Below are 26,931 nucleotides of genomic sequence, written 5' to 3' on the forward strand. Positions count from 1 at the left end.
CACATGGCGCTGATCGGCTGCGGGCTGATGGGCGGCTCGTTCGCGCTGGCCGTCAAGAGGGCGGGGCTCGTCAAACGCGTTGTGGGCTACAGCAAGTCGCCCTCCACCACCAGCCGCGCGCGCCAGATGGGCGCCATCGATGAAGAGGCCAGCTCGGCCTTGATCGCCGTATCGGGCGCCGATCTGGTGGTGCTGGCGATTCCGGTCGCATCGACCGAGCCCACCTTGCGCACCATCAAGCACCTGATCCAGCCCAGCACCCTGGTCATGGATGTGGGATCGACCAAGGTGGATGTGGTGAACGCCGCGCGCAGCGCGCTCAAGGACCGTTTTGGCTGCTTTGTGCCTGCGCACCCCATCACGGGCAAAGAGGTATCGGGCGTCGACCATGCAGACGTCAACCTCTACAACGATGCCCAGGTGGTGCTCACGCCAACCGAGCTGACCAAGGTGGCCCAGTTGCGCCAAGCCGAAGCCCTGTGGAAGGGGTTGGGCACGCACGTCACCAGCATGTCGCCGGAAATGCACGATGCCGCCCTGGCTGCCAGCAGCCACGCGCCGCACCTGATCGCCATGGCCTATATGAATGCGATCCTCGCGCAGGAAGACGGCCACCGCATCCTGTCGCTGGCGGGCCCCGGTTTCCGCGATTTCACCCGCATTGCCGCTGGCGAGCCCAATATGTGGCGCGATATCTTCAGCGCCAACCGCACCGAGATCCTTCAGCAGATCCACTACCTGCAGCACATGCTCGGGCGCTATGAAGCGGCCCTGATGACGGACAACCAAGCCGCCGTCGAAAGCCTGATCCGCAGCGCCTCGGACACCCGTGCGCAATGGAAGCCAGGCAAGCTGTATACGCCAGAATCGCTGTCCAAAACCAAGCCCACGGCCTGAGCACCTTGACGCCTGCAACCACCGCAGGCGGTCAGCCGACAATGGGCGGAGTGGCAGCTTGTCGCAACGCCGCCTTCGCTGGCAACGCTGGGGCAAGCAAGGGGTTGTGGAGCGAATTTTGAATATTTTCAGGCAGCCGCTGACTGGGTCAGTCGCCTAAATCATTTTGAATAAAATTGGCCCCCAGCGCCCGCCATCTGTGCGCAATAACTCCTAAAAGCAGAGCAAATCATGTTCACCACCGCTTTTCTTGACATCCCCGCACTGCAAAGCGCCAATGGTGAAGTGCAGTTGCCCGGCTCCAAAAGCATCTCCAACCGCGTGCTGCTGCTCGCTGCGCTGAGCCAGGGCACCACCACCATCCACGACCTGCTCGACTCCGATGACACCCAGGTCATGCTCAAAGCCCTGGAGCAACTGGGTTGCGCCGTGGTGCGCAGCACCGATCCGGCGCACCTCAACAGCTACCACGTCACCGGCCTGGGTGGTCATCTGGCACCCGCGACGGCAGCACGCACGCTGCAGCTCTTCCTCGGCAACGCTGGCACCGCCATGCGCCCACTGACGGCTGCGCTGGCACTCCTGGGCGGCAATTTCGAGATGAGCGGCGTCGCCCGCATGCACGAGCGCCCGATTGGCGACCTGGTCGACGCACTGCGCCAGCTCGGCTGCAGAATCGACTACCTGGGCAACGAAGGCTACCCGCCACTGCGCATTCACCCGGTGACAACAGCCCAGTTGCACCTGCAGGCGCCCATTCCTGTGCGAGGCGATGTATCCAGCCAGTTCCTGACAGCCCTGCTGATGGCGCTTCCGCTGGTGGCGCGCCAGCAGGATGTGACCATCGAAGTGGTGGGAGAGCTGATCTCCAAGCCCTACATCCACATCACGCTTGAGTTGCTCCAGCGTTTCGGCATTGCTGTCAAAAATGATAGCTGGCAGCGCTTTACCATTCCCGCAGGTAGCCATTATCAGTCGCCACGCGAGATCCATGTGGAGGCCGATGCCTCGTCGGCCAGCTACTTCATCGCGCTGGGCGCCATCGCCGCAGGCAAGAGCAGCAAGCCCGGCCCCAACAACTCCACCATCCATATCGACCGCAGCGTCAAGGTGCTGGGCGTGGGTGCCCAATCGATCCAGGGTGACATCCGCTTTGTCGATGCCGCGCGTGCCATGGGTGCAGCCATTACCAGCGGCCCCAACTGGCTGGAAATTCGCCGGGGCACCTGGCCATTGCAGGCCATCGACATGGACTGCAACCACATTCCCGATGCTGCCATGACCCTGGCGGCCATGGCGCTGTATGCCAACGGCACCACCACCTTGCGCAATATTGCCAGCTGGCGCGTGAAGGAAACCGACCGCCTGGCCGCCATGGCCACCGAGCTGCGCAAGCTCGGCGCCACCGTCGAGGAAGGCGCCGACTACATCAGTATCACACCGCCCGCGAATCGCGAAGCCTGGAAGCCCGCCAGCATCCACACCTATGACGACCACCGCGTTGCCATGTGCTTCTCGCTCGCAGCCTTCAACCCGGCGGGCGTGTCAGTACGCATTGAAGACCCCAAGTGCGTGGCCAAGACCTTTCCGAGCTATTTCGAAGCACTGTTTTCTGCCGTGCGCCCCGTGCCCGGCAGCGTGCCCGTGATCTGTGTGGATGGCCCCACCGCCTCGGGCAAGGGCACTGTGGCATCTGCCGTGGCTGCCGCACTGGGCTACCACCTGCTCGACTCGGGCGCGCTCTACCGCATCACCGGCCTGGCTGCCACGCGCGCGGGCATCCCCATCGATGCCGACCACGCCGGCCAGATCGCTGCGCTGATTGCCCAGCTGGACATCACCTTCACATCTGACCAGCGCGTGCTGCTCGATGGCGAAGACATCAGTCTGGCCATCCGCTCCGAAGAGGCTGGCATGAACGCGTCACTCGTCTCCGCCCTGCCCGCCGTGCGCCAGGCACTGGTACAGATGCAGCACGATTTTCGGCAGCTGCCCGGCCTTGTGGCCGACGGCCGCGACATGGGAACCGTGATTTTCCCCCTCGCCCCACTCAAGGTCTACCTGACGGCGAGCGCCGCCCAGCGCGCGCAGCGCCGTCATAAACAGTTGATAGAAAAAGGAATACCGGCTACAATAGCCGACCTTCGTGCTGACCTTGAGGCGCGCGATGCGCGCGACATGAACCGCGCCACCGCCCCGCTGCAAGCTGCACAAGATGCTCTCCTGCTCGACAACTCCGACATCACGGTTGAAGAAGCCGTGGCCCAGGTGCTGGCGTGGTGGGAAAAGCGCCAACCGTTTGCCGCAATGGCGGCCCACTCCCAGGCCAGCGCCTGATAGTGTGTTTTTTGCCCTGATGCAGGCGGTTTGCAAGGCCCCGGTCGCCTTCCACTGGTGCGTTCCATACCGCCATGGGTAGCCGGGTTGTTTAACTTTTAACCTGCGGAACCTCCGCAACCTGCATAGCCAGCCTTAAAAACGATAGCAATAGTGCTAACGGAAACCTGACTATGTCTAAGGAAACACATGTCTGAATCTTTTGCCGCCCTTTTTGAAGAGTCGTTGACACGCACCGAAATGCGTCCTGGCGAAGTCATCACCGCTGAAGTCGTGCGCGTTGAGCACAACTTTGTCGTGGTGAACGCCGGCTTGAAGTCGGAAGCCTATGTGCCAATCGACGAATTCAAGAACGACCAGGGCGAAATCGAAGTCCAAGTGGGTGACTTCGTGTCCGTGGCCATCGGCTCCATCGAAAACGGCTACGGCGACACCATCCTGTCGCGCGATACCGCCAAGCGTCTGGCCTCGTGGCTGTCGCTGGAAAAGGCGCTGGAATCGGGCGAATTCGTGACCGGTACCACCTCCGGCAAGGTCAAGGGCGGTCTGACCGTTCTGGTCAACGGCATCCGCGCATTCCTGCCCGGTTCGCTGATCGACACCCGTCCTATCAAGGATCTGACCCCTTACGAAAACAAGACCCTGGAATTCAAGGTCATCAAGCTCGACCGCAAGCGCAACAACGTGGTGCTGAGCCGCCGCGCTGTGGTGGAAGCCTCGATGGGCGAAGAGCGCGCCAAGCTGATGGAAACCCTGAAGGAAGGCTCCATCGTTCAAGGCGTGGTCAAGAACATCACCGAATACGGTGCGTTCGTGGATCTGGGCGGCATCGACGGCCTGCTGCACATCACCGACATGGCATGGCGCCGCGTGCGTCACCCATCCGAAGTGGTGACCGCTGGCCAGGAAATCACCGCCAAGATCCTGAAGTTCGACACCGAGAAGAACCGCGTGTCCCTGGGTCTGAAGCAAATGGGCGACGATCCATGGCTGGGCGTGTCGCGCCGCTACCCATCGAGCACCCGTCTGTTCGGCAAGGTCACCAACATTGCCGACTACGGCGCGTTCGTGGAACTGGAACCAGGCATCGAAGGTCTGGTGCACGTTTCCGAAATGGACTGGACCAACAAGAACGTTGCTCCTTCCAAGCTCGTGTCCCTGGGCGACGAAGTCGAAGTCATGGTTCTGGAAATCGACGAAGACAAGCGTCGCATCTCCCTGGGCATGAAGCAATGCAAGGCCAACCCATGGCAAGAATTTGCACAGAACACCAAGCGCGGTGACCGCGTGAAGGGCCCGATCAAGTCGATCACCGACTTCGGCGTGTTCGTGGGCCTGGCCTCGGGCATCGACGGCCTGGTGCACCTGTCCGACCTGTCGTGGAACGAAACCGGCGAAGCCGCTGTTCGTAACTACAAGAAGGGCCAGGAAGTGGAAGCCATCGTGCTGGCCGTGGACGTGGACCGTGAGCGTATCTCGCTGGGCATCAAGCAGCTCGACAGCGACGCCTTCACCACGTTCGCTACCGTGAACGACAAGGGCCAGATCGTGACCGGCAAGGTCAAGTCTGTGGATGCCAAGGGCGCTGAAATCGACCTGGGCGACGACATCGTCGGCTACCTGCGTGCTTCGGAAATCTCCCAAGACCGCGTGGAAGACGCTCGCTCGGTGCTGAAGGAAGGCGAAGAAGTGACCGCCGTGGTGATCAACGTGGATCGCAAGAGCCGCAGCATCTCCCTGTCGATCAAGCAGAAGGACCATGCTGAGCAGCAAGAAGCCATGGCTTCCCTGTCGCACCAGTCGTCCAAGGAAAATGCTGGTACCACCAGCCTGGGCGCTCTGCTGCGCGCCAAGCTGGACGCCGACAAGTAATTGACGGCCCCTGCTACCGACATACCTTGCGCAGCTTGGTATAGTCGGTAGCCAGCATTCAAGGTGGGCGCCCAGTGCGCCCATCTACGTTTTGCGTATATAGATTACTGAAGATTCCCATTCGTATGACCCGATCCGATCTGATTGAAGAGCTTGCCGAACGTTTTCACCAGCTGACCCAGCGGGATGCGGAGCAGGCTGTCAAAACGATTCTCGAGGCCGTCGAAGATTCCCTCGTGCGCGGCCAGCGCATCGAGATCCGTGGTTTTGGCAGTTTCACCATCACCCACCGCCAGCCGCGCCTGGGCCGCAACCCCCGCAGCGGCGAAGCCGTGCAGGTACCAGCCAAGCGCGTTACGCATTTCAAGCCAGGCAAGGCGCTGCGTGAAGCCGTGGACGACCCCGCCAACATCCTGGCATCGGCCAGCAACCCGCAAGCCCAGTCGCAGAACGACGACGAATAAGACAGCTTGCGCCGTGGCAAGCCACGCACCTGATCACTAGATGGATCACGATCAACAACGCTCCCGATGGAGCGTTTTTTTATTGCTCGTCTGTTCCAGAGCAATAAACATTCAGGATACCCAATGGCGTCCGCGGTTTCGGGTGCTTTTTGCGCCCTGTTTTACAGATGTGACAAACCGGCATGCCGCTGACGCGCTATGCTGGGGCGGTACTGTAAAAATTCATAGCAATCCACGCATATGCACCAAGCGCAAAGCAGTATTTTCACCAATATCTCCCGCCGCCAATGGCTGCAGTGGCTCGCTGCCACAGGCCTGGGCAGCATGTCACTCGCTGGTCAGGCCGCCTTGGCGATTGCTGCCTGGCCGGTCAGCGAGCAACTCTTTGGTCTGGGCGTAGCCAGTGGCGAGCCCGCCAGCGACGGTGTGGTGCTGTGGACCCGGCTCCTGCCCAGCCCGCGCATGCCCTTGCTTGCGCCGCAAGCGGTACAGTGGGAAATCGCGCACGACGCGCAGTTCCAGCACATCGTGCAAAAAGGTGAAGCGCTGGCCTCGCCAGACTGGGGCCACAGCGTGCATGTACTGGCAAGCGGTCTGGCACCTGACCGCTGGTACCACTACCGATTTCATTGCAATGGCCAGACCAGTGCCGTTGGCCGCACACGCACAACACCCGCAGAAGGCGCACCCGTGCAGCGCATGCGACTCGTGTTTGCCTCCTGCCAGCGCTGGGAACACGGCTACTACGCGGCTTGGCGCCATGCGCGGGCGGATGATCCTGACCTGGTGGTCTTTTTGGGTGACTACATCTACGAATACGCATCTCCCAAGGCCAACGCCACCGACGCAAAAACCCAGGCGCTGCTCTCCGAGCTGGCGCGCCTGCAACCGCTGCCCTACCCGCGCAGCCTGCAGGACTACCGTGACCGCTACGCGTTGCACAAAAGCGACCCAGACCTGCAGGCCATGCACGCCCACTGCCCCTGGGTCATGACCTGGGATGATCATGAGGTGGAAAACGACTACGCAGGACTGGATGGCGTGGGCAATGCCACCGCCTTTGCCGCCAAGCGCCTGGCAGCCTACCAGGCCTTTTACGAAAACATGCCGCTGCGCGCTGCCGTAGCCGCCAAGGCCGACGTCCCAGTCAGCTCGGCCCTGCGCCACATGCAGGTCTACCGCCGGTTCAGCTGGGGCAATCTGGCTGATCTGATGGTGCTCGACGCTCGGCAGTACCGCGACATACAGGCTTGCCGCACGCCCGGCGAGAAAAGCAACGGCGCCGTCAACGCAGCCAATTGCCCCGATCTGGCCCGCAACGCCCGCAGCTTTCTTGGGTGGGAGCAGGAACGCTGGCTAGCCGAAAATCTCAAAAACAATAGCGCTTCGCGCCCATCCAGCAAACGCTGGAGCGTGATTTGCCAACAAACCCTGTTTGCCCCGCGCCACTACCCCAATGGCCGCACCAGCACCGACAGCTGGGACGGCTACCCCGCTGCGCGCCAACGCCTGATCCGTGCCATCGACCAGGCTGCACTGCGCAACACCGTGCTGCTGGGCGGTGACATTCACCAGAACTATGTCTGCCGCATCGACAACCCCGAAGCCGAGGGCCGCGCGCCCCGGGTGGTGGCGAGCGAATTCTGCGGCACCTCCATCACATCGCACTCCGGCACTACACAGGCCCGGGTCGATGCCGTCGTTGCACGCAACCCACACGTCCTGTTTGCCCGCTGCGATGAACGCGGCTATGGCCTGTGCGATATCACCCCCACGCTCTGGACCACGCAGTTGCGAGCCGTCGATGACCCGCTGCGCCCGGACAGTGGCGCCCGCACCCTGGTGCGCTTTGCAGTGGAAGACCGCGTGGCCGGGCCGCAACTCGCCTGAAGCAAGCCCCAGGGAAATCGTTTACATCTGGATGCGTGTGTCGGTGCAGTCCCGCAATGGCTTATCCGGCAGAGCAGGTAGGATGCAGCATCCCACTACAGATATAGAGAAGGAACACCGCCATGGCACACCAGACACCACAGAATCTTGAAGCCAGAAGCAAGGCACGCCGACCGATCACACGAGGCGCGCGGCATGCGTTGCAGATCAGCACACTGGCGGCGGCCGCCCTGCTGGCTGCATGTACCAGCACCCCTTCTCTCCACTACACGCCCCCTGCCGCAGCCGACCAGCCCGAAGGCAGCTCCGGCTGGACCGACAAGCCCGGCTGGGCCAACGAAAAGTACGCCGTGGCTGCGGCCAACCCGCTGGCAACGGATGCAGGCTTTCAGGTTCTCAAGGCCGGAGGCAGCGCCATTGATGCCGCCATTGCTGTGCAACTGGTGCTCGGCCTGGTCGAGCCGCAGTCCAGTGGCATCGGCGGCGGCGCCTTCCTGCTGCATGCCCAGGGCAGCAAGGTCGAGGCCTATGACGGCCGCGAAGTCGCCCCCATGGCCGCCGACGAAAACCTGTTCATGAAGGACGGCAAGCCCATGGTCTTCCACGATGCTGTCGTGGGCGGCCGCTCGGTAGGTGTGCCCGGCGCCATCCGCATGCTGGAGCTGGCGCACAAGGAGCATGGCAAGCTGCCCTGGGCCACCTTGTTCGAGCCCGCCATCAAGCTGGCAAGCGACGGCTTCAAGGTCAGCCCTCGCCTGAACGCACTGACTGCACAGGAAAAATTTCTGGGCCAGGATACGGTTGCCAGCAGCTATTTTCTCGATGCCAACGGCAAACCCTGGCCCGTAGGCCATGTGCTGAAGAATCCGGAGTACGCAGCGGTTCTGAAAGACATTGCCAAGAACGGCTCCAAAGCCTTGTTGGAAGGCCCCGTGGCGGAGGCAATCGTGCGCAAAGTGCAAGGCCACGCCACCAACCCCGGCAAGATGACGGCAGCCGATCTGGCCGCCTACCAGCCCGTCAAGCGCGAGGCGCTGTGCAGCGACTACAGTCCGCAGGCCCCAGGCAATGCGGTTGGCAACCCTGCGTCTACACGCAGCTACCGGGTGTGCGGCTTTCCTCCACCCAGCTCTGGCGCCATTGCGGTGGGGCAGATCCTGGGCATACTGGGCAACACCCCGGCCAAGCAAATGGTGCTGGGCGCCGATGGCCTACCCACTGCCGACTGGCTGTACCTGTACGCCGAAGCGTCGCGCCTCGCGTTTGCAGACCGTAACCAGTACGTGGCCGACCCTGCTTTCGTAAAAGCCCCGGGCGACGACTGGCACAACATGCTGCGCCCGCAATACCTGGCCGAGCGTGCCAAGCTGATCGGTGCGCAAAGCATGAAGCAGGCTCAGCCCGGCCAGCCCGGCGCCGTGAAGATCGCCTACGCCACCCAGCCCTACCAGATGGAATATGGCACCAGCCACATCAGCATCGTCGATGCCTATGGCAATGCGATTGCAATGACCACCACCATTGAAGACCAGTTCGGCTCGCGCCAGATGGTGAACACCGGCCGGGGCCTGTCCGGCGGATTTCTGCTGAACAACGAGCTGACCGACTTCAGCCTGGCACCGCGCGATGCCCAGGGCCAGCCCATCGCCAACCGGGTCGAGCCCGGCAAGCGCCCTCGCTCGTCAATGGCGCCTACGCTGGTGTTCGACAAAGCCACCGACAAGCTTGTAGTGAGCGCCGGTAGCCCTGGCGGCGCCTGGATCATCCACTACACCGCCAAAACGCTGTACGGCATGCTCAACTGGGGCCTGATGCCGCAGCAAGCCATCAACCTGCCCAATTTCGGCAGTCTGAACGGACCCACGGTGCTGGAGGAAAAGCGCTTCCCTGCCGCAACGGTGGAAGCCTTGGCCAAGCGCGGCGCCGAAGTCAAGGAGCAGAACCTGACCAGCGGCCTGCAAGCGATATCGCGCGGCGAGGCCCATGGCAAATCGCTGTGGTTCGGCGGCGCAGACCCGCGGCGCGAAGGCGTGGTGATGGGGCAGTAAGGCCTCGGCGCCCTGCATGAAAAAGGAGCCTGCGTGGCTCCTTGTCTATTTCAAGCGCATGGATATACGCACCGATACGTGCACCACTATGCCGTCACTGCTCGGCAATCACATCAATGAACACGAGTGGCTCCGTGCCCGTTGCCGTCAGTCCATGCGATTCGCCCTTGCGCACGATGGTCACGTCGCCCGCCTTCACCGGCACGTCCTTGCCGTCCTTGTCCTTGAAGACGCCGGTGCCCGAGACGATGATGTAGGTGTCCTCGTTCGTGGTGTGCGGGTGGTAGCCGATGGAGTCGCCCGGCTTCAAGCTCAGCCAGCTGATTTCCTTGATCGCCTCGTCCTTTTTGGCCTTGTCGCGGGTGAAGGCATATTCGCCCACCAGCACGCCCTGGCCGCCACCGGCCTTTTCCTTCTGCGCCTTGATCATGCCTTCCTTGGCGTACACCTCGGAATGAGCTTTTTCGCCCAATAGCAGAGCGCCAGCAGCTATCAAAACAGAAGCACTCAGCCACAACGTGCGGCGGTGCGAGATACGAGATGCTGTGCTTGGGGTGTGGTGCATGGCCTGTGTCCTTGTCGATGGAAATGTGAATGAACCAGGCCACTCTAGGCACTGAGCCCCACCTGGGCCATTGCGGCAAACCCGAGCGGCAGACACAACGCGGCTTTCAGCCAACACCACGCGGCATGCAGCCCGGCGGCAGGGCAAGCGCTGCCGTGGTGGTACGCACCATGGTTTCAAAGATGCGTGCAATATCGGTCAATGGCACATCACTGCGCCTGACCGTACAGATATTGCGCACCACGGTGGGAGCCTTGAGCAAGGCAAAGCGCAGGCGTGGCTCCAGCACCCGGTGGGCCGCCAGGGCCGGCATGAAGGCGATCCCCATGCCCTGGGCAACCAGGGCAGCCTGGGAAGTGGTGCTCGATGCCTCGTAGAACGGGGTAGACGCATTGGCAGGCAAGTCCGTCCGCGACCGCAGCAGCGCCAGAATTCCGGTTTCATCGACCACGCCGACCGACTTGCAGGCGGCCAGGCTTTTCCAGGTGACGTAGCCTTCGCTACCGGGAACCACCTGCGGGTCGTCAGCGCAGTAGAGCACGCCAAACGCATCGTCTACGAGCGGATCGAATTGCAGCCCCTGCGAGTCAGCCCAGCGGCTGGTGATACCAAAATCCACTTCGCTGGCAAGCACCTGGCGCTGGATGCGGCCAGAGTTGTCATCGCGCAGGTACAGCCTCACCGCCGGATAGAGGCGTGAGAACTCCGAGGCTGCAGGTGCCACCAACTCGGTAATGGCCGAAGGTGCTGCCGAGATACGCACCTTGCCAAACGACTGGCCACCATAGCGCAGCACGTCTTCAAGCACCCCGTCAAAGTCGGTCAGCAGGCGCATCACCCGGGGCAGCAGATCGCGCCCCACTGGTGTGAGCCCAACCTTGCGGCTGCTGCGCTCGAACAGCCGGGTACCCAGCGCCGTCTCCAGCTGATGCACCAGCGTGGTGACGGAGGACTGGGTCTGGAACAGGCGAGCCGCCGCCTGGGTGAAGCTGCTCTCCTGCGCCACCATGGCAAAGGCATGGAGATGCTTGAGGGTGATGTGCTTGGGCAGCCTATTCATTTCAAAAAACGATAGATCAATTACTTTAAAAAATTATTGTAATGAATGCTGCGATTTGATAATCGCCCCCATGAGTATGAATACGACAAACGACGGGGCCGCAGCGTCCTTCAAACCGATGGATGAGATGCAGCCCGGTGGCGCGGCGGGCAGAGTCGCGCTGGATCTGGTCATTGAAGGCGGCTGGGTGGTGGATGGCAGTGGCGAGCCGCGCTTTCGGGCGGACATTGGCGTCCTGGGTGGCCGCATTGCAGCCATCGGCGATCTGCATCAGCACATAGCCACGCGGCGCATCGATGCCCGCAACAAGCTGGTGGCGCCGGGTTTTATCGACGTGCATGGCCATGATGACCTGATGTTCATCCAGAAGCCCGGCCTGCCCTGGAAGACCAGCCAGGGCGTGACCACCGTGGTGGTGGGTAACTGCGGCGTCAGTGCTTCGCCTGCGCCACTGCCCCACAACACGGCAGCATCGCTGGCGCTGCTGGGCGATATTCCACTGTATGCAGACATGGAGCGCTACCTCGCCACCCTCGAATCGCTGCAGCCGCTGATCAATGTGGCGGCCCTGGTCGGCCACGCCAACCTGCGGCTGGCCATCATGCAAGACCCTACGGCCGAGCCTACGCCGCAAGAGTTACAGGCCATGCAGGGTCTGCTGCGCCAGTCGCTGGCAGCAGGCGCGGTGGGCTTCAGCACCGGTCTGGCCTATGAGCCTGGCTGCTACGCATCGCAGGCCGAATTGGAGGCGCTGGCCCGCGTGGCCAAGGAATTCGAGGCGCTGCACACCAGCCATATCCGCAACGAAGGCGACGAGGTGGAGCAGGCGGTGGAGGAAGTGCTCAGCGTCAGCCGCCACAGCGGATGCGCCATGGTGATCTCGCACCACAAATGCATGATGAACGCCAATTGGGGCAAGAGCGCGCGCACCATCGCCAATATCGACACCACGCGCGCGCAGGGCACGCAGGTCGCCATGGACATCTACCCCTACTCCGGCAGCTCCACCATCCTGATCCCCGAGCGCACGCACCGGATCGATCGCATCAAGATCACCTGGAGTACGCCGCACCCCGAGTGCAACGGCATGTATCTGACCGATATCGCCGAGCAGTGGAACTGCGATAAAGAGGAAGCCGCACGGCGCCTGCTGCCCGCTGGCGCCATCTACTTCGCGATGGACGAGCAGGAAGTGCAGCGCATCTTTCAGCATCCCTGCTGCATGGTGGGCTCGGACGGGCTGCCCAACGATGCCAACCCACATCCGCGCCTGTGGGGCACCTTCACCCGCATTCTCGGGCGCTATGCGCGCGAGGAGCGTCTGGTCAGCATCGAGCAGGCCGTGCGCAAGATCACCAGCCTGCCGGCCTCCGTCTACGGCCTGGCTGAGCGCGGCCAGATACGCCTGGGCTACTGGGCCGATCTAGTGGTGTTCGACCCCGAAACCGTCATCGACCGCGCCACCTGGGACGAGCCAACGCTGCCGTCCGAGGGCATCGAGCTGGTGGCGGTCAACGGCCAGATCGTCTTTCTCTCATCTGATGCCGTCCCAACCCCAGGCATACGGCCTGGTCAGGTACTGAGGCGCCAGTTGCCAGCCTGAAGGCGCGTGCGGCATACCCACCCCATAAAGCCCGACCCCACGGGCCATCGATAGATCACAAGGAGAAACAACACCATGTCTGCCACCATTGATGCCTCGCCAGGCAAACGCAACGCGGCCATTGCCGTCTTCCTGCTCGGGCTGGCCATCGCCATCACGACCCACTTCACCATACCGGGCCAGACCAGTCTCTGGGGGCTGACACCGGTGGTGGTGTTCGCCGTCATTGCCTTGCTGGGCGTGGACATCGTGCTGTCCACCATCGGTGCCATCGTGCTTGGCGCCATCATGACGGGAACCACACCCATTGGCATGGGCAAGCTGCTAGCCGAGTCGCTGGGCTCGTTCATTGCCGTGGTCGGCCTCATCATCGTGCTGGGCGCTGGCGTGGGCGAAGTGGCGGCACGCACGGGTGCTGCCGAGCAGATGGTGCGCGCCATCGTGCGCAAGATCGGGCTGTCCAACCAGTTGCGCGTGCGCCTCGGAATCATGGTCACCTCGGTGCTGATCTGCGGCGCCCTGGGTACCCTGGCTGGGGGCAACGCCATCATCGCAGCGGTGGTGATTCCCATCGCAGCAGCAGTGCGCCTGTCGCGCCCCACGGTGGCGGCGCTGTTCCAGACCGCAGGCTCGGCTGGCCTGGTGCTTGGCCCCTTCACTCCCAATGTGGTGACCGTGACCGGACTCACCGGCCTCAGCTATGGTGAATACCTGCTGGTGGCGGGGCTCCCCATGGCCGCAGCCACATTGCTGGCAGGCTGGTTCATGGCGGGGCGCATCCAGAAGATGAGCGAGGCTGATTTTCAGTACGAAGAAGCCAGCCTGGGCCAGGCCGCCTTCGACATGGACAAGAAGGCCGAGCCCTCAGCAGTGCGCGCCGCCTGGGGCTTTTGCATCACCATCGTCAGCCTGGCGGTGGTCGGTGTGCTGGCCAAGGCAGGCTTTGCATTTGCCATCGTGGTGATGGTGGCGCTGGGCGCGGTGACCGGCCTGGCAGGCGGCATGCGTCCCACCCAGATTCTGCAGGCCATGTATGCCGGCGCGGGCAAACTGATCTGGATCTTCTTCCTGTTCTGGCTGTTCAACCCGGTGCTGGTGCTGGTGGACAAGCTCAACGCCTACCATGCCCTGCTCGACACGGTGCAACCTTATCTGGTGGGCGTGAGCGGCGCCGCGCTGTGCGTGATCATTCTGTTGTTCAACGTGATCGGCCATATTCCCGGCGCTGCCGTGGCGCAGATGACATTCACTGCCAAGATCTTCGGCCCCGTGCTTGCCGCAGCAGGTGTGGGCCCGGCAGGTACGACGGCGGTGATTCTGGGCAGCTCGCAGATCGACTGGTTCGGCCCCTTCCCCAGCTCCGACATGTTCGGCCAGATGGGCCTGGCGCGCTCGAACCAGCTCAAATACATGCTCTACAACGGCTGGGCGGTGATGATCGTCAACATCGTCGTGCTCTCGGCCGTGTTCTACCTGATCGTGTAAGGATGCCCATGGAGCTCACTCACACCCAACTCGAAAGCCAGATACTTGCCCTGGCCCGGCAGCGGCTCAAGGCGGATGCCGCCGGTCTGTCGCTGTGCCTCATGACCGCCGAGGGCGACGAGGTAATCGCCATTCGCGCCGATCAGGCAAAGCCGTCTGCCAGCACCATCAAGATTGCCATCCTGCTGGCCTTGCTGGAGCAGGCGGATGCAGGGCATCGCCAATTGAGCGAGCGCATCGCCATCACGCCCGGAAACTGCGTCGGCGGCACCGGTATGCTGCACGCACTGCCGAGCGTGGAACAGCTCACGCTCGCCGAGCTGTGCGGGCTGATGATGGTGGTGAGCGACAACACCGCCACCAACCAGCTCATCGACCTGCTGGGCTTTGATGCCATCAACCAGTACCTGCAGGCCGCAGGCCTTGCGCACAGTGCGCTGCGCCGCAAGATGATGGACAGCGAAGCGCAAAAGGCCGGCCGCGACAACACCACCAGCGCGCGCGACCTGTGCCTGCTGATGCACCGCCTGCAGCAAACAGGCCCGCTCGGTGTCGCCATGCAAGGCTTTGCGCTGGATCTGATGGCCACCGAGCGCCACCAGCCCCTGCTCTGCGCAGCGCTGCCAGCAGGCGTGCGGGCGAGCAACAAGACCGGGCAACTGCCCGATCTGCGCAACGACGCAGGCATTTTTTGCAAAGGCAATCACTCGCTCGTCCTGGCCGTGATGGCCACCGGCTTCCAGGACCCAGTGACCAGCGCCAGCATCCACGGCGGCCAGGGAGAGCTGCTGCTGGCCGATATCGGCACGTTGGTCTGCAACACCTGTCTATGACTGCCAACGCAGAGGAGACTTTCATGCGTATTCGAATCGCCGTATTGCAGATGAACAGCGGCACCGACTGGGAGGCCAATATCCAGGCCCTGGAGCAAGGTGTGGCCGCAGCCGCCCGCGATGGCGCGCAGTTTGTGGTGAGCCCGGAATACACCGATATCCGGGGCGATGCCGCCACCATTGCACGCCACGCCCTGCCGCCGGACGGCGCCCTGGTGCCACGGCTTGCGCAGCTGGCCAGCCGCCACGGCGTGCATCTGCATGTGGGCTCGGTGCACGAAAAGGTCACCGCACAGAACAAGCTGGGCAACACCGGGCTGACCTTTGGCCCCGATGGCCGCTTGCTGGCCACCTACCGCAAACTGCATCTGTACGATGCTGAGGTGGGCGGCCTGCCGTACAAGGAATCGGACGACTTTTTGCAGGGAGACGCCTTGACCCTTGTAGACATGCTTGGCATGCGCGTGGGCATGAGCATCTGCTACGACCTCCGCTTTCCCGAGCTGTTTCGCAGCCTGCGCGCACAAGGCGCCAATGTCATCGTGGTGCCTGCGGCCTTCAATGTGCGCACGGGGCGCGATCACTGGGAGCTGCTGCTGCGCGCTCGCGCAGTGGAAAACCAGTGCTACGTTGTCGCCGCAGCCCAGATCGACGGACCCGGCCCGGCGCTGCCCTGTCTGGGCCGCAGCATGGTGATCGACCCCTGGGGCACGGTCATTGCCTGCATGCCCGATACCACCGGACACCTCTGCGCAGACATTGACCTGGGGCGCATTGCCAGCCTGCGCGAGGCGCTGCCCGCCTGGAGCCACCGCCGCATGGATATCTACAGCGCCTGACGCCAGCACGCCTCGGCGGCCGCAGCCACCAGGTATCACACATCGATGGCGTCTGCAGACCCGGCCTGCTTGCGCAGCTCGAATTTCTGGATCTTGCCGGTGCTGGTCTTGGGCAGGTCGCCAAACACCACGGCCCGTGGCACCTTGAACCCCGCCAGATGCTTCTTGCAGTGGGCCACAATGTCTTCGGCCGTCACCGCCGCGCCGGGTTTGACCTCGACAAAGGCGCAAGGGGTTTCGCCCCACTTGGCATCGGGCTTGGCCACCACGGCAGCGGCAAGGACGGCGGGGTGGCGGTAGAGCACATCTTCCACCTCGATGGACGAGATGTTCTCTCCGCCGGAGATGATGATGTCCTTGCTGCGGTCCTTGATCTTGATGTAGCCATCTGGGTACTGCACCGCCAGATCACCCGTGTGGAACCAGCCACCGCGAAAAGCCTCGTCCGTGGCGGTCGGGTTCTTGAGGTAGCCTTTCATGGCGATGTTGCCGCGCAACATGATCTCGCCCATGGTTTCGCCGTCTTCCGGCACAGGCTCCATGGTGTCGGCGTTGATGACACGGGCTGAGCGCTGCAGGTGGTAGCGCACCCCCTGGCGGGCATTGAGTCGGGCACGCTCGCCCACGTCCAGCCCACTCCAGCTGTCCTGCTTGGCACAGACGGTGACAGGGCCATAGACCTCAGTCAGGCCATACACATGGGTCAGGTCAAAGCCCATCTGCTCCATGCCTTCAATCATCGATGCCGGCGGCGCCGCGCCAGCTACCATGCACTTGACGCCTCCCTGCGGCAGGTTCTGCATGCCCTCCTTCATGGCCTCAGGGGCGTTGACGAGCAGGCTGTGCACGATGGGCGCGCCGCAATAGTGGGTCACACCATGGCTTTTGATGGCATTGAAGATCGCCTGCGCCTCCACCCGGCGCAGGCAGACGTTGACACCCGCCCGCAGCGCCACGGTCCACGGAAAACACCATCCATTGCAGTGAAACATGGGCAGGGTCCACAGGTAGACCGCAAACTTGGGCATGTCCCATTCCAGCACATTGCTGGTGGCGTTCACCGCCGCGCCCCGGTGGTGGTAGACCACGCCCTTGGGGTTGCCGGTGGTGCCGCTGGTGTAGTTGAGCGCAATCGCATCCCACTCGTCACCCGGCAGGGCCCATGCAAAGTCTGCCCTGCCCTGCGCCAGCAATTGTTCGTAGGTAAGCGCTCCCAGGCGCTCGCTGGCCTCGCCGTAGATGGCGTCTTCCACATCGATCAGCAGCAAAGGCGCAGTCGATTGACGCAGCTGCAGCGCCTTGGCCACTACACCGGCAAACTCCGGATCCACGATCAAAGCCTTGGCTTCCCCGTGGTCGAGCATGAAGGCAATGGTTTCGGGGTCGAGGCGGGTGTTGAGCGCGTTCAGCACGGCGCCTGCCATCGGCACGCCAAAGTGCGCCTCCACCATCGGCGGCGTATTGGGCAACATCACCGCCACCGTGTCGTTCTTGCCGATGCCCTGCTGCTGCAGGCTGCTGGCCAACTGGCGGCACCTCGCATAGGTTTGCCCCCAGGTCTGGCGCAGATCGCCATGGATGATGGCCAGGCGCTCGGGGTAGACCTCGGCTGCGCGCTCGATGAAGCTCAATGGGGTCAGCGGGGCATGGTTGGCCTCATTGCGGTCCAACCGGGTGTCGTACATGCTCGTCATCGGTCTTGTGTCTCCTTGGAAACCACTGTGCCACAGATGGCTGACATGGAAATTGCAATGGCCGATGGGCTCTCACCAAGAAGACGGATCGGTGAATATGGTAAAAATGACTGCTAGCGCCCGCCCATTGGTCATCATCAATCCTTTTTTCATAGCAATCCATGCCTGCTTGGCAAGCAACCGGTCAAGCCGAGTGCCGCAGCAATTTGCCCATGCAGCACCCGGGCATGGCTGCGCTTGGGCGACAATAGAACGGTGTCCATCCCCCAGTCATTCATCCAGGAACTGCTCTCCCGCGTCGATGTGGTCGATGTGGTGGGCCGTTATGTACAGCTGAAAAAAGGCGGCGCCAATTACATGGGGCTGTGCCCTTTCCATGGCGAAAAATCGCCCTCGTTCAGCGTCAGCCCCTCCAAACAGTTCTACCACTGCTTTGGCTGTGGCAAAAACGGCAACGCGATCGGCTTTCTGATGGACCATACGGGCATGGGTTTCCGCGAAGCGGTGACCGAGCTGGCCCAGAGCACCGGCCTGCAGGTGCCCGAAGACGATGTCTCCCCCCAACAGCGCGAGCGCGCCGCGCAGGCGCGCGAAAAGCAGGCAACGCTCACCGATATCCTGGAAAAGGCGGGCGAGTCCTACCGCAAGCACCTGTCGCAGTCGCAAAAAGCCATCGCCTATCTGAAAGGCCGCGGCGTCTCTGGCGCCACAGCCAAACGTTTTGGCCTGGGTTACGCGCCCGAGGGCTGGCGCGGCCTGGCCAGTGTCTTTCCGGCTTACGACGATGCCAAGCTGGTCGAAACGGGTCTGGTGATCGAGTCCGAAGACGACAAGGGGGGCGAGGCCAAGCGCTACGACCGTTTCCGCGACCGGGTGATGTTTCCGATCCGCAATGTCAAGGGCGAATGCATCGGCTTTGGCGGGCGCGTATTCGGCGACGAAAAGCCCAAGTACCTGAATTCGCCCGAAACACCGGTTTTCCACAAGGGCCGCGAGCTGTATGGCCTGTTTGAGGCGCGCACCGCCATCCGCGAACACGGCTACGCGCTCGTGACCGAAGGCTACATGGACGTGGTGGCGCTAGCGCAGCTGGGCTTTCCCAATGCCGTCGCCACTCTGGGGACCGCTTGCACGCCCGATCACGTGCACAAGCTCTTCCGCTTTACCGAAACTGTGGTATTCAGCTTTGATGGCGACGCCGCCGGGCGACGGGCCGCCCGCAAGGCGCTCGACGGCGCACTGCCCTATGCCACCGATACGCGCAGCATCAAATTCCTTTTTCTGCCTGCCGAACACGACCCGGACAGCTTTGTGCGCGAATATGGGGCCGATGCCTTTGCCCGCCATGTGCATGACGCCACCCCGCTGTCGCGCTTTTTGCTGGAGGCGGCCAGCGAAGGCTGTGATCTTGGGCAAGCTGAAGGCCGTGCGCGTATGTCCAGCAACGCCCGGCCGCTATGGAATCTGCTGCCAGACGGCGCCTTGAAGCGCCAACTGCTGGCCGAAATTGCCGACAAGGCCCAGTTGCCCGCCACAGAGCTGGACGGGTTGTGGCAGAAAACCACTGCGCTGGAGCAGGCCCGCCACGGAGGTGCAGGCCGCGCGCACCCCACCGGCGCAGAACCCCCCCGGTCCGCAGCGCCATGGAACGCGACAACCGAGTCGCCCCCCCCGTACGGTGACGCGCCCCCCTGGGACGGAGAGGGTGGCATGGACCGCTACCCCGGCCAGCGCAGCGATGGCTACAGCCCCCAGCAAGGCGGCAACTTCGGCCACGGCGCAGGAGGGGGCAATGCCTATGGCAAGCGCAGCCCCGGCGAATGGAAAGGCAAAAAGGGCAACTGGCAGCCACGCCCGGCGCCGCAGCCCCCCATGCCCTCCGTGGCAGTCACGCGGGAAGACCAGGCCGCACGCCTGCTGCTGTCGCACATGGCTTTTCTGGAGAACTTTTCCCCGGAAGATGCCGCCACCCTGGCGCAGCTGGATGCACCTTACGGCAGCCTGTTCGCCTGGATCGAGCAGCAGTTTCTGGCACACGGTGCGCAGTCATGGGCCGTGTTGCGGGAGCACATGCGCGGCCATGTGATCGAAGAGTTCGCCACACAGCTGATGCAGGGGCACCACGCCCAGATCGACGGCCCGCTCGACGAGATCCGCGACGAACTGCGTGATTCCCTCAGCCGCATCGTGCTCGGCCACCTTGAGGAGCAGAACCGCCAGCTCATCACCCAGGCCTCGGACCCCAAGGCCCTGCGACGCTACCAGAGCAATTTCCACCGTATCGGCCTGCTCAAGCGCCAAGTCAACAAATAAATCGCGCAAAGCCCTTGACATTCACCAAAAAGGTATAATATTTGTTGCATCGGCAAGAGCGACAGCAGCACCTCCGGACCGGGCCCGCGTAAAGACTTACGTGATTTGCCACCAGCGCAAGCGCCCAACATACCGCAAGGACTGCACCCCAAATGATCGCCCCAACATCTTGCCAAGAGGTTCCGCACCTCGTATAGCCCAGCTGCCCATTGCACCTGTTGCAGGCAGACGCTGTATTTTTTGTATGCGCCGGTAATGGCGCTTGCCAGTTTTCTTTGTGTGTTTTCTTTGATCTGAGGGTGTACATGCCTGCTACAAAGTCCGCGAAGTCGTCCGTCAAGTCGCCAACCAAAGCCAGCGCTGCCAAAAGTGCCAAGGCTGCAACCGTGACCAAAGCCGCAAAACCTGCGGCTGCCAAGGCACCTGTTGCAGCAGGCAAAACCGTAAAAGCCAGTGCTGCCGCCCCCTCTCCCTCCAAGGCAGCGACGAAGAAGGTTAGCTCCGTGTCCGAAAGTAAACAACGCCTGTCTCAAGCAGAATTGCTCAAGGCAGCCGACGCCCTGCTCAACGCAGGCGCCCCCAAGAAACGCGCCACCAAGAAGGTGGAAGCCGAAGAAGCGGAAACCCCGGTAAAGGCCAAGGCCGCCGCAAAGACCGCAAAACCCAAAGCCACCAAGGCTGCCGCAGAAGAAAAGCCCAAGGCCCCCAAGAAGACGGCTGCCAAGGGCAAAGCCAAGGCCAAAGGCAAGAGCGAAGAAGACATCGATGATGATGCCGATTTCTCCGACATCGAGGAAGATCTCGAAGGCGAGGAAACGGTAGAGGCCGAGGTCGCACCCGATTCCCCCGTCGAGAAGGTCAAGCCGCTGCGCATGAAGGTCTCCAAGGCCAAGGAACGCGCGCTGATGAAGGAATTCGGCCTGGACGAAGCCGTCCTGACCGAAGAGGAAATGTCTACCCGCCGCCAGCGCCTGAAGGCCCTGATCAAGCTGGGCAAGACCCGTGGCTACCTGACCAACGCCGAAATCTCCGACCACCTGCCCGACAAGCTGGTCGATGCCGAAACGCTGGAAGTCGTGATCTCCATGTTGAACGACATGGGTGTGGCGGTGTACGAGCAGACCCCGGACGCAGAAACCCTGCTGCTGAACAACACCGGCCAGTCCGCCACGACGGAAGAAGAAGCGGAAGAAGAAGCGGAAGCCGCCCTCTCGACCGTGGATTCCGAATTTGGCCGTACGACCGATCCCGTTCGCATGTACATGCGTGAAATGGGCACGGTCGAGCTGCTGACCCGCGAAGGCGAAATCGAAATTGCCAAGCGCATCGAAGGCGGCCTGCAGGACATGATGCTGGCCATCAGCGCTTCGCCTGCCACCATCGCTGAGATCCTGGCCATGGCCCAGGAAATCCGCGAAGGCAAGGTGGTCATCTCCACCATCGTGGACGGCTTCTCCGATGCCGACGAAAACGATGACTATGTGGCCGAAGAAGACTTCGACGAATACGACGAAGAGGACGACGACGACGGCAAGGGCGGCTCCAAGGCCATGACCCGCCGACTTGAAGAACTGAAGAACGAAGCGCTGTCGCGCTTTGACAAGCTGCACTCGCTGTTCGAGCAGCTGCACCAGGCCTACGACAAGAACGGCTACAGCTCCGCCCAGTACAAAAAGGTGCAGGATCAGCTGTCGGCCGAGCTGATGACCATCCGCTTCACCGCCAAGACCATCGAGAAGCTGTGCGACATGCTGCGCGAGCAGGTGGACAGCGTGCGCCAGAAAGAGCGTGCCCTGCGCAAGATCATCGTGGAAAAGTGCGGTCTGCCGCAGGAAAAGTTCATCCAGCTCTTCCCAGCCAACCTGCTGAACCTGCAATGGATCGAGAAGGAAGCCCAGGCTGGCAACAGCTGGAGCGCCATCATGGGCCGCAACATCCCGCCCGTGCAGGAGCTGCAGCAGAACCTGATCGACCTGCAGGCCCGCGTGGTCGTGCCGCTCGATGAGCTCAAGCTCATCAACAAGCGCATGAACGACGGCGAGCGTGCTTCGCGCAATGCCAAGAAGGAGATGATCGAGGCCAACCTGCGCCTGGTGATCTCGATTGCGAAAAAGTACACCAACCGTGGCCTGCAGTTCCTTGACCTGATCCAGGAAGGCAACATCGGCCTGATGAAGGCGGTGGACAAGTTCGAGTACCGCCGTGGTTACAAGTTCTCGACCTATGCGACCTGGTGGATTCGCCAAGCCATCACGCGCTCGATCGCCGACCAGGCCCGTACCATCCGCATCCCGGTCCACATGATCGAGACCATCAACAAGATGAACCGCATCTCGCGCCAGCACCTGCAGGAGTTTGGCTTCGAGCCCGATGCGTCCATCCTGGCCGAGAAGATGGAGATTCCTGAGGACAAGATCCGCAAGATCATGAAGATCGCCAAGGAGCCGATCTCGATGGAAACCCCCATCGGCGATGATGACGACAGCCACCTGGGCGATTTCATCGAAGACAGCGCCAACACGGCGCCCGTGGATGCTGCGATGCAGGCCGGCCTGCGCGACGTGGTCAAGGACATTCTCGATGGCCTGACCCCCCGCGAAGCCAAGGTGCTGCGCATGCGCTTCGGCATCGAGATGAGCACCGACCACACGCTGGAAGAAGTGGGCAAGCAGTTCGACGTGACGCGCGAGCGCATCCGCCAGATCGAAGCCAAGGCGCTGCGCAAGCTCAAGCACCCCAGCCGCTCGGACAAGCTGCGCAGCTTCATCTAAGCGCCTCAACGCCCCGTGCAAACCCCGCCCCGAGCGGGGTTTGTTTTTTCTGTCGCCCTTTTCGCTATCGAAGCAATAGCACTACGCACTCCAGGGGTGCGCGCGGAATGCTGTTTTGGTTCAGAATTGCGCCTATGGAAACCACCCTTCCCACTGCCATCGAGACCCTGCCAGCCACCGTGCTTACCCCAGCGCTGAGCACGCTGCGCATGGATGCCGTGGCCTCCGAGGTTCCGGTTGCCCTCGTGTTCAATGGCATATCCCACGCAGTGATGATGTGCACTCCGCAGAATCTTGAGGCCTTTGCGCTCGGCTTTGCGCTGTCGGAAGGCATCATCGACAGCGCCGAGGATTGTTACGGCATCGAAGTTGCGAACGCCCCTGCATGCGGCGGCGGTATCGAGTCGCCCGGCATCCAGGTGGAGATCACCATTGCCAGCCGCTCTTTTGCCCGCCTGAAGGACAAGCGCAGGACGCTGGCCGGGCGCACGGGCTGCGGCATCTGCGGCATTGATTCGCTGGATGCGCTGGACATGGTGTCCGAGCCGCTGGCGCTTGCGGCCTGGGCGCGCGGCATCGGGTTGGAGCAACTGCAAAGCGCCTTCAGCCAGTTGCCTGCACTGCAGCCCCTGAACCAGCAGGCCGGCGCCATCCACGCCGCGGGTTGGGCCACCGCAGACGGTCAGTTGCAACTGGTGATGGAAGATGTGGGCCGCCACAATGCGCTCGACAAGCTACTGGGCTGCATGGCGCAGCAGCAGTTGCTCCAGCAAGCCGGTTTTGTGGTGATGACCAGCCGCGCCAGCTACGAACTGGTGCGCAAATGCGCCCGCCTGGGGCTGCCGGTGCTGGCGACCATTTCTGCCCCCACCACCCTGGCCATCCAGGTGGCGAACCAGGCCGGCATGCGCCTTTTTGGCCTGTGCCGGGGTGACAGGGCCATTGCCTATACAGCCAATTGATAAAGACCACTTTCTGCCCCGCAGCGCCCCACAGATGGCCCTGAGGCACTCAAAAAACGTAGCATATCAGCAACACTTATCGCGCCATCGCCCCAGATTCGGGTACTGCGCCTATACATTGCGGATCAAGAGCTATTAAACTTGTAGCAGATATTTCTCGCGACTATGGTCGCGCCCAATATTGTGGATTTGAATGCGAAAGCGCCGCTTTCGCTCCTCAACATAGCGCAAGGAGAACCATACATGAGCGCCAAGGAAAATACCGCCATCAACCAGCTGTTCGAGCGGTTGGAATGCCGATACGCTTTGCGTGTGCTGTGGGCACTGCGTGACGGCCATCCACAGACCTTCCGACTGCTGCAGGACAGTGTAGGCGGCATCACTCCCAATACCTTGAACACCCGTATCAAGGAACTGCGTGAAGCGGGTTTCCTCGACCACAACAGCGATGGCTATACCGTCACCCCTTCGGGCCAGGATCTGCTCAAGCGCCTGTCGGACGTGCAAGCCTTTGCCACCCGCTGGGTAGCAGCCGGCCAGGCCAAGAAATAAAACACCCCAGGCCCGACAAAACCATGCCAAGCCCGCCCCGTGCGGGTTTTGTGCTTTATGGACAGGTATGATTGCCTGTTGCAAGAACATTCTCAAAGGATCACCATGGCATTCACTACCACCCCATCGGGCCTGCAGTACGAAGACACCGAAGTCGGCACGGGCGCAGAAGCAGCCAAGGGCCAACAGGTCACCGTGCACTACACCGGCTGGCTGTATGCCGATGGCCAGCAGGGCAGCAAGTTCGACTCCAGCAAGGACCGCAACGATCCGTTCGTGTTCCCTCTGGGCGCCGGCATGGTCATCAAGGGCTGGGACGAAGGCGTGCAAGGCATGAAGGTGGGCGGCAAGCGCACCCTCATCATCCCCGCAGAACTGGGCTATGGCGCACGCGGTGCAGGCGGTGTAATCCCTCCCAACGCCACGCTGAAGTTCGATGTGGAACTGCTGAAGGTATAACCCCGGGCAACCCAATGGGGAAAGACTGCCCGATGTCTGGCGCCCGATAGCAAGCAATCGCTGCAGCGCCACAAGAGGTGTTTCTCCCTTCAATGCCATCCCCGGCAGGAACTGCACCGCGCGCAAGCCCGGTGCAGTTTTTCTTTTCACTTTGCCAGCGACTGGCAGGCGAATCCGCAAAGCGTGGGTGTGGCTCCCATGAAATGAAACAGGCACCGGGGCATTTCTAAGGCTGCCGCTCCGTTGATGCCATCGCCGCCCCGGTTTTGCGGCGAGTGAGGCAACTCACCCCCCAGATCACCAGCACCCCCACGGGCACTCCGAAAACCGCTGCCAGCGTGGGCTGTATACCCCACCACAGATGGGAAGGCGGGGCCGATTGCCATCCCGCCGCACGCGCAGGCGATGTGTTCGCGACCATGTAATACAAAGTGATGCCCAGGCCTGCCAGCATGCCCCAGACGGCCCCCTGGCGTGTTGCTCCCTTCCAGTACAGGCCCAGCAGCATTGCAGGAACAAAGGCTGAGGCGGCTATCGAAAAGGACGCAGACACCAGCACCAGAATGCCGGAACTGCGTACCGATGCCACAGCGGCTGCCGCCAGCGCCACCATCAGCAAGGTGAATTTGGAGAGAATCACCCGCTGCTGTGGCGTCACGGACTTGCCCCGCTCCACCAGGTACAAGTCGCGCACCAGGGCATTGCTGATGGTCAGCAGCAGGCCATCAGCGGTTGACAGCGCCGCAGCCAGCCCGCCAGCAGCCACCAGGCCCGAGACCACAAACGGCAGCCCGCCCAGCTCCGGTGTGGCCAGCATGATCAGATCGGCACCCAGCCGTATCTCGCCCCACTGCACAATGCCGTCGCCATTCACGTCTTCGATCGACAGCAGCGAGCCGTCCACCCGCGTCCACTGGGCAATCCAGGTGGGCAGGGCATCGAAATGGCTGCCCACCAGGGTCTGCATCACCTGCAGCTTGACGAGCGCCGCCAGCGCGGGCGCACTGGTGTAGAGCAGCACCACAAAAAACAAGGTCCAGGCCACCGAGCGGCGTGCCGCGGCCGGTGTGGGCAAGGTGTAGTAGCGGGTCAACAGATGCGGCAGGCCCGCAGTGCCCAGCATCAGACAAAACATCAAGGCCAGAAAATTGCGCCGCGACACATCTTCCTGCACCTGCGCAGCCTCTGCCACACCGGGAATCACCGCATACGGCACCGTATGCTGCGGCATCCCGCCCAGCGGCTGGGCGCGGGCGTAGTTTTCATGCATGGCAGCCGTCCACTGCTCGCGCGCAGTGGCTTCGTCCTGCGGCAGAGCCGCCAACTCACGCCCCGCTGCCAGCACCTGGCTCAGGTCGGCATTGCTGATGCGCAACTGGTGCACCAGCTCACGCAGCCGCTCGCGCTCGGCTTCAAGCGCAACAGGAATATTGCGCAGCCGCGATTCATACACCATGCCGCGCTGCAGGTAGACCAGCTCCACATCGCGCTCGGCCGGATCACTCAGCAGGGTTTTCTCGTACTCTGCAATCTTGCCCAGCTCCTGCGTATAGACGGCCACTGCCACCGGGCTGCCCAGGCGTTGGTAGGCGAGCCAGGACACAGGAATCAAAAATGCCAGGAGAATCATCACGTACTGCGCCACCTGCGTCCAGGTGATGGCGCGCATGCCCCCGAGAAACGAGCAGACCAGCACCCCGCCCAGGCCCAGCATGATGCCGATCTCGAACTGCACGCCGGTCAGGCGCGAGGCAATCAGGCCCACGGCATAGATCTGCGCCACCACATACGAGAACGAGCACATCACTGCCGCGAGCGCTGCAATCACGCGCGGCCAACGGCCACCATACCGCAGCTGAAAGAAATCCGGCAGGGTATAGAGATTGAGCGCCCGCAACTGCGGGGCAATCAAAAGCGCCACCAGCACGAAGCCGCCCGTCCACCCAAGCAGATAGGCGAGCCCCCCCGGCTGCTGGCTGGTACCTGCAAAGCCCTGCAGGTACAGCGCCCCCGACAGGCTCAGAAAAGAGGCCGCGCTCATCCAGTCCGCCGCAGTGGCCATGCCGTTGTAGATGGGCGGAATGCGGCGGCCCGCCACGTAGTACTCTTCCGAATCGGCCGTTCGCCCCCACACGCCAATGGTGGCGTACATCATCACCGGCACAAACAGGAAGATCGGCCCGATCCATTGGCGCGACAGACCGGCATGCTCTGCCCAGCCCACCAGCCCGATGAAACAGGCCAGGCCCAGCAGATACAGTGCAAACAGCTTGTGAATTCGTTGCAT

The 26,931-nt window shown here is 62.4% G+C and carries 19 protein-coding genes; 15 read left to right on the forward strand and 4 right to left on the reverse strand.

Annotation, left to right across the window (positions count from 1 at the left end; genetic code table 11):
• The first annotated feature begins 3 nt into the window (after positions 1 to 3).
• The 6 genes from LAD35_RS13720 to LAD35_RS13745 all read left to right on the forward strand — a co-directional run bounded on the left by LAD35_RS13720 (position 4) and on the right by LAD35_RS13745 (position 9,508).
• Complete coding sequence (locus LAD35_RS13720) at positions 4 to 897, forward strand: prephenate dehydrogenase (protein WP_224152700.1); 894 nt, start codon at positions 4 to 6, stop codon at positions 895 to 897.
• 231 nt (positions 898 to 1,128) lie between these two features.
• Entirely contained in the window at positions 1,129 to 3,234 is a 2,106-nt protein-coding gene (locus LAD35_RS13725) for a bifunctional 3-phosphoshikimate 1-carboxyvinyltransferase/cytidylate kinase (protein WP_224149592.1), read from the forward strand.
• A gap of 189 nt (positions 3,235 to 3,423) precedes the next feature.
• Entirely contained in the window at positions 3,424 to 5,106 is a 1,683-nt protein-coding gene (gene rpsA / locus LAD35_RS13730) for a 30S ribosomal protein S1 (RefSeq protein ID WP_224149593.1), read from the forward strand.
• Positions 5,107 to 5,231: 125 nt separating this feature from the next.
• Positions 5,232 to 5,570, forward strand: coding sequence for an integration host factor subunit beta (locus LAD35_RS13735; RefSeq protein WP_224149594.1), 339 nt, complete (start codon positions 5,232 to 5,234; stop codon positions 5,568 to 5,570).
• A gap of 240 nt (positions 5,571 to 5,810) precedes the next feature.
• Positions 5,811 to 7,460: an alkaline phosphatase D family protein gene (locus LAD35_RS13740; RefSeq protein ID WP_377779494.1), complete on the forward strand. Its 1,650-nt coding sequence runs from the start codon at positions 5,811 to 5,813 to the stop codon at positions 7,458 to 7,460.
• A gap of 122 nt (positions 7,461 to 7,582) precedes the next feature.
• Positions 7,583 to 9,508, forward strand: a complete 1,926-nt coding sequence (locus tag LAD35_RS13745) for a gamma-glutamyltransferase family protein (protein WP_224149595.1) — start codon at positions 7,583 to 7,585, stop codon at positions 9,506 to 9,508.
• A gap of 94 nt (positions 9,509 to 9,602) precedes the next feature.
• On the opposite strand, the gene LAD35_RS13750 is transcribed toward LAD35_RS13745, so the two are convergent.
• Both LAD35_RS13750 and LAD35_RS13755 read right to left on the reverse strand, forming a co-directional pair.
• Positions 9,603 to 10,073, reverse strand: a complete 471-nt coding sequence (locus LAD35_RS13750) for a cupin domain-containing protein (protein ID WP_224149596.1) — start codon at positions 10,071 to 10,073, stop codon at positions 9,603 to 9,605.
• 106 nt (positions 10,074 to 10,179) lie between these two features.
• Positions 10,180 to 11,133, reverse strand: coding sequence for a LysR family transcriptional regulator (locus LAD35_RS13755; RefSeq protein WP_224149597.1), 954 nt, complete (start codon positions 11,131 to 11,133; stop codon positions 10,180 to 10,182).
• Between the two features lie 127 nt (positions 11,134 to 11,260).
• Here LAD35_RS13755 and LAD35_RS13760 point away from each other — a divergent pair, with 127 nt between their 5' ends.
• The 4 genes from LAD35_RS13760 to LAD35_RS13775 all read left to right on the forward strand — a co-directional run bounded on the left by LAD35_RS13760 (position 11,261) and on the right by LAD35_RS13775 (position 15,893).
• Positions 11,261 to 12,736 carry an N-acyl-D-amino-acid deacylase family protein gene (locus tag LAD35_RS13760; protein ID WP_224152704.1) on the forward strand — a complete coding sequence of 492 codons (1,476 nt, stop codon included), beginning with the start codon at positions 11,261 to 11,263 and terminating at the stop codon, positions 12,734 to 12,736.
• Between the two features lie 75 nt (positions 12,737 to 12,811).
• Positions 12,812 to 14,221, forward strand: coding sequence for a gluconate:proton symporter (locus tag LAD35_RS13765; protein WP_224149598.1), 1,410 nt, complete (start codon positions 12,812 to 12,814; stop codon positions 14,219 to 14,221).
• A gap of 8 nt (positions 14,222 to 14,229) precedes the next feature.
• The gene (locus tag LAD35_RS13770; RefSeq protein WP_224149599.1) at positions 14,230 to 15,054 is read left to right on the forward strand and encodes a serine hydrolase; all 825 of its coding nucleotides are present in this window, start codon (positions 14,230 to 14,232) and stop codon (positions 15,052 to 15,054) included.
• Between the two features lie 23 nt (positions 15,055 to 15,077).
• On the forward strand, positions 15,078 to 15,893 hold the full coding sequence (locus tag LAD35_RS13775; protein WP_224149600.1) for a carbon-nitrogen hydrolase family protein: 816 nt from the start codon (positions 15,078 to 15,080) through the stop codon (positions 15,891 to 15,893).
• 35 nt (positions 15,894 to 15,928) lie between these two features.
• Here the strand turns inward: LAD35_RS13775 and LAD35_RS13780 are convergent, their stop codons facing one another.
• A complete protein-coding gene (locus LAD35_RS13780; RefSeq protein WP_224149601.1) occupies positions 15,929 to 17,587 on the reverse strand; it encodes an acyl-CoA synthetase in 1,659 nt (552 codons plus the stop codon).
• A 255-nt stretch (positions 17,588 to 17,842) separates the two neighbouring features.
• On the opposite strand from LAD35_RS13780, the gene dnaG reads away from it, so the two are divergent.
• From dnaG to LAD35_RS13805, 5 genes are all read left to right on the forward strand, one after another.
• Complete coding sequence (gene dnaG, locus LAD35_RS13785) at positions 17,843 to 19,900, forward strand: DNA primase (RefSeq protein ID WP_224149602.1); 2,058 nt, start codon at positions 17,843 to 17,845, stop codon at positions 19,898 to 19,900.
• Positions 19,901 to 20,205: 305 nt separating this feature from the next.
• Entirely contained in the window at positions 20,206 to 22,671 is a 2,466-nt protein-coding gene (gene rpoD, locus LAD35_RS13790; protein WP_224149603.1) for an RNA polymerase sigma factor RpoD, read from the forward strand.
• A gap of 134 nt (positions 22,672 to 22,805) precedes the next feature.
• Positions 22,806 to 23,633, forward strand: coding sequence for a formate dehydrogenase accessory sulfurtransferase FdhD (fdhD, locus tag LAD35_RS13795; RefSeq protein WP_224149604.1), 828 nt, complete (start codon positions 22,806 to 22,808; stop codon positions 23,631 to 23,633).
• Positions 23,634 to 23,876: 243 nt separating this feature from the next.
• A complete protein-coding gene (locus tag LAD35_RS13800) occupies positions 23,877 to 24,185 on the forward strand; it encodes a winged helix-turn-helix transcriptional regulator (RefSeq protein WP_224149605.1) in 309 nt (102 codons plus the stop codon).
• Positions 24,186 to 24,290: 105 nt separating this feature from the next.
• Positions 24,291 to 24,644 carry an FKBP-type peptidyl-prolyl cis-trans isomerase gene (locus LAD35_RS13805; RefSeq protein ID WP_224149606.1) on the forward strand — a complete coding sequence of 118 codons (354 nt, stop codon included), beginning with the start codon at positions 24,291 to 24,293 and terminating at the stop codon, positions 24,642 to 24,644.
• A gap of 226 nt (positions 24,645 to 24,870) precedes the next feature.
• On the opposite strand, the gene LAD35_RS13810 is transcribed toward LAD35_RS13805, so the two are convergent.
• Entirely contained in the window at positions 24,871 to 26,931 is a 2,061-nt protein-coding gene (locus LAD35_RS13810) for a VC_2705 family sodium/solute symporter (RefSeq protein ID WP_224149607.1), read from the reverse strand.

It is taken from the genome of Comamonas odontotermitis (genome assembly GCF_020080045.1).
Lineage (GTDB): Bacteria > Pseudomonadota > Gammaproteobacteria > Burkholderiales > Burkholderiaceae_C > Comamonas > Comamonas odontotermitis.